Origin of the sequence: Schleiferia thermophila (assembly GCF_003337435.1) — a bacterium.
GTDB lineage: Bacteria > Bacteroidota > Bacteroidia > Flavobacteriales > Schleiferiaceae > Schleiferia > Schleiferia thermophila.
This window is the reverse complement of record NZ_QPJS01000014.1, coordinates 1-3,303: the sequence shown is the minus strand read 5'-3', so window position 1 is coordinate 3,303 and position 3,303 is coordinate 1. Positions and strand designations below refer to the sequence as shown.

Sequence of the window (3,303 nt, the reverse complement as noted above, 5' to 3'; positions counted from 1 at the left end):
CAGGGTGATGGACATACTATCAATGAGGATACAGGGTTACAGACTTTAGTACATCCTCCGCACATCCTCTTCTACTACCACCCCGACTACCTGGGTCATGTGGAGTATGTGACCGATGGAGCCGGAGTGCCGTACCAGTACTTCCACTACAGCCCTTGGGGGGAAAGTCTGATAAGTCAAACCCGCACTCCCAACTCCACCGGCTTCAGCACACCCTATCGCTTCAATGCCAAAGAGCTCGACTCCGAAAGCGGGCTCTTCTACTACGGAGCCAGGTACTACCACCCGGTGGTGAGCAAATGGTTGGGTGTCGATCCAATGTATCATTTGTATCCAGCTCATACTCCGTACAATTATGTAATGAATAATCCTGTGAACCTCACTGACCCAAATGGAATGTGGGTAAAAGGAGCCGGGTTTTTCAGAAACCTGTTTAATTCAGATGAAAAGATTTTAGCTCAAGACGAAGCTGCTAAACATGCAGGTGGTGAGGTTATAAAAATTGATGGAGGATGGCGGGCTTCTTGGAGTACGGCAAACGAAGGAGGAAATGATGATGTTGATGTGAATTTAGACGAAATCCATATGGTGGATTTTAAGAAGGGGAAAGACAGACCCGGGACTTATAAAACACTTGCACACATGATCGATAGTGATTTTGATGCGTGGCAGGGCAGAAATATGAGGAGCGGATTGAGTACTTGGAATAGAATTGGTGAACGAGCAGATAAAGATGTGGCGCCAAAGATTGCTGAAACAGTTGCGTTATGGATGCCTCCTACTGCGGCGATAAATTCTATTAAAACAATGAGTACAGGAGAAGATCTTTTTGGAGACAAAAAGGAGGGTGCTTGGGATAGATACATAAGGCCAAGTGTGAACTTAATCCCTGAGGCTGGAAGAGTACTGAATATGACGAATAAGTTTATCAGAGGCTTAGATTATATGGACAAGGGAGTTAATATTATAGAAACGAAAGATGTTTGGAAGGGGAAAAAATGAAAAACAACCAAGGGGTTGGGTAGCCGATTTTCTATTTATGTTGACTGTAATACTCTACAACATTTTGCTTTCTGTTGATCTGAGTTCAAGTCCACATAATGTTATATTTTTTGGATTATTTATTACTACTTCCCTGCTAGTTAAATTATCTAATATGCTAATTTTAATTGTTTTGTGGGGAGTGAATTACTTTTTTGTTAGTCTTGAAATCTTCATCTTGGTGTTGCTTTACTTTCTAATGACTTATATATTTCGTTTATGGTCTTTTAGAGTGTTTTGCAAGGATTTAGTTCTTGTTTCCGGACGTGGATTTGTATCAGAGTTTGCTCGTGGAAAAGTTAAACTAAGCTGGATAGATATTTTGTATACTGTGATGGCATTTTCTATGGCATATGTTTACTTACGTTGATTAAAAAACAAAAAACTGAATATGATCATAATGTTCTTGTTTTCAATTAAGCTGGTATTTGTGCTGTCTACTGTAGAACTTCAAGACAAAGAGAAGTTTAAAGGACAGTCAATGCTAATAGAGTGTTTGGAAGAAATTCCTTTGAGTTATTCAAGTAAAAACAAAGAGCCATTTCTTGAAGCCGTTGATCGATTGGATAGCGTGGAATTGGTTTTGGTGACAGTTACGCGTGGTGCCCCCTCGTACCAGTTCTATTATTTTCAGAAAACGGAAGCAGTGGATGGCGAAACAGCATATCTCACACTGTCAAAAGATTTTCACAACAACACGCCCTACAAGTCAGCACTGTTTTTGAAGTATAAGCTCAAAAAACACTTTTTTTATAGGGCAAGTTGTTTCAGGGAAAAGCTTGATGCGAGCGAACAGCTTAAAGGTGTTTTGAAAAAGGAATGAAAAAAACCTAATTCCTGTAACCTTCCCAGATAAAAAGAGGTTGAGTAGCGACGTCTCCTATTTTCTTAGAAAACCTCTTCGAAGTTTTGAAGTGCGACTGCCACTGAATAAGCTTCAAAAGCGCTTTAATCTCGTTATTAGGGATATTTTCCTGTTCGGATTTATCGTAAATAGAGATCAGGAAGACGGTATTATTGGCCACGTAAAAATGGGTAATAACCCTTGCTCCACCGGATTTTCCTTTGCCTTTTGAAGCGATGGCCAGACGTATTTTGTAGCAATTATTGCCAAGAGCAGTGCCGGTAGTGGGGTCTGATGAAACAAGCTTCCAAGTTCAGCGAATTCTTTTTTGAGGGAAGGGTATTTTTTAATGAGTTTTTTTGCCTCTTTTCTAAACGGGGCTATGGTATCAACATTAAAGCTCATTGAGGAACTCGCTTAAGGGTTTAGCCTTTTTCTTTCCTGCTTTAATTTGGTTTACTTCCTCGACGGCTTCACGTATGCCTTCGAGTACTTGGGTTTTATATGGGCTAAGAGGCTTTGCTTTGACAAACTTGAAATTGCTCAAAAGCTCCATGATAAAAGCCACTTTATCGTCCTTTATGTCCAGTAATATTTTCATGACACTGTTTTTTATCCGGAGAAGGCTTTTTTGGTCTTAAAGTTTTGGATGTAGGTATCAATTACATTAAAGAGAACGCTTTTAGTGTTGGCATCCATTTTTTGAATGTCATTAATCCTTCCTACGGTTTCTTTATCAAAAGAAGCACTTTCGCTTTGTCCGATCATGTAATCAACGGTTACGCCAAATACTTTGGCCATTTTAGCCATCATATCGATGGAAGGTTGGCTTTCGTTGCGTTCGTATCTGCTAATAATCTCTCTTGAGGCATTTATTTGTTTAGCCAGTTCAATTTGAGACCAGTTTTTACTTTTTCTCAGGAGCGTTATTCTGCCTCCAATGCCTAATTCATTACTCATAAACGTACTCTTTTCGAGATGTTTTGCAAGTATACGAGTAATGCAGTTCATAAAAAAGGCATGTGTGTTTTGGATATTTGAGAAATGTATTATAGTCTTGCGTAATCAGTTCCGCATATAAAAATAGAAAAACTTTTTTCACTCATGAGCACAAAACGCAGAATAACCCTCCACAGCCGGTATCAGGAACGCGCGTATGGCGCGGAGAAAGAAGTTCCTTGGTTGAACGTAAGTGGGCTATGGTTGGAAAAACTCGGTTTTCATGCCGGGGATAAGGTAGAGATCACCATGCGTGAGAAATTACTAATCATCCAACCGATAGAACAGGTGGCCGAAGATCAGGAGGATTATAAGGCCAGGTTCGAAGAAGTGGAACGCGCACTGAAAAAGCTGTTGTGATGGAGATACAGGAAATCAAAAACCGCTTAACCCTTGCAATGCTCCTGCAGCATTACGGC

Annotated in this window: 7 protein-coding genes and 1 pseudogene; 4 read left to right on the top strand and 4 right to left on the bottom strand. The window is 40.2% G+C overall.

The genetic code is table 11. The annotated features are described in order from the left end of the window. Positions 1-99 precede the first annotated feature (99 nt). From DES35_RS11720 to DES35_RS11245, 3 genes and pseudogenes are all read left to right on the top strand, one after another. Positions 100-339: pseudogene (locus DES35_RS11720) on the top strand (RHS repeat-associated core domain-containing protein); the annotation flags it as partial. Positions 340-360: 21 nt separating this feature from the next. Next, complete coding sequence (locus tag DES35_RS11255; protein ID WP_244906350.1) at positions 361-1,002, top strand: hypothetical protein; 642 nt, start codon at positions 361-363, stop codon at positions 1,000-1,002. Between the two features lie 430 nt (positions 1,003-1,432). After that, positions 1,433-1,864, top strand: a complete 432-nt coding sequence (locus DES35_RS11245; protein WP_114366608.1) for a hypothetical protein — start codon at positions 1,433-1,435, stop codon at positions 1,862-1,864. Positions 1,865-1,871: 7 nt separating this feature from the next. Here DES35_RS11245 and DES35_RS11715 read toward each other — a convergent pair whose 3' ends face one another. From DES35_RS11715 to DES35_RS11230, 4 genes are read right to left on the bottom strand one after another with little or no spacing between them, the layout of a single operon-like run. After that, entirely contained in the window at positions 1,872-2,123 is a 252-nt protein-coding gene (locus DES35_RS11715) for a type II toxin-antitoxin system RelE/ParE family toxin (protein WP_244906349.1), read from the bottom strand. Further along, positions 2,042-2,290 carry a hypothetical protein gene (locus DES35_RS11710; RefSeq protein ID WP_244906348.1) on the bottom strand — a complete coding sequence of 83 codons (249 nt, stop codon included), beginning with the start codon at positions 2,288-2,290 and terminating at the stop codon, positions 2,042-2,044. Before DES35_RS11710 ends, DES35_RS11715 begins: the two co-directional genes overlap by 82 nt. Further along, positions 2,280-2,486 carry a hypothetical protein gene (locus DES35_RS11235; RefSeq protein ID WP_114366607.1) on the bottom strand — a complete coding sequence of 69 codons (207 nt, stop codon included), beginning with the start codon at positions 2,484-2,486 and terminating at the stop codon, positions 2,280-2,282. Before DES35_RS11235 ends, DES35_RS11710 begins: the two co-directional genes overlap by 11 nt. Positions 2,487-2,497: 11 nt before the next feature. After that, positions 2,498-2,845 (bottom strand): helix-turn-helix domain-containing protein, encoded by a 348-nt coding sequence (locus DES35_RS11230; RefSeq protein WP_114366606.1) that lies wholly within the window; start codon positions 2,843-2,845, stop codon positions 2,498-2,500. 144 nt (positions 2,846-2,989) lie between these two features. On the opposite strand from DES35_RS11230, the gene DES35_RS11225 reads away from it, so the two are divergent. Then, positions 2,990-3,244 carry a SymE family type I addiction module toxin gene (locus tag DES35_RS11225; protein ID WP_114366605.1) on the top strand — a complete coding sequence of 85 codons (255 nt, stop codon included), beginning with the start codon at positions 2,990-2,992 and terminating at the stop codon, positions 3,242-3,244. Positions 3,245-3,303: the final 59 nt, after the last annotated feature.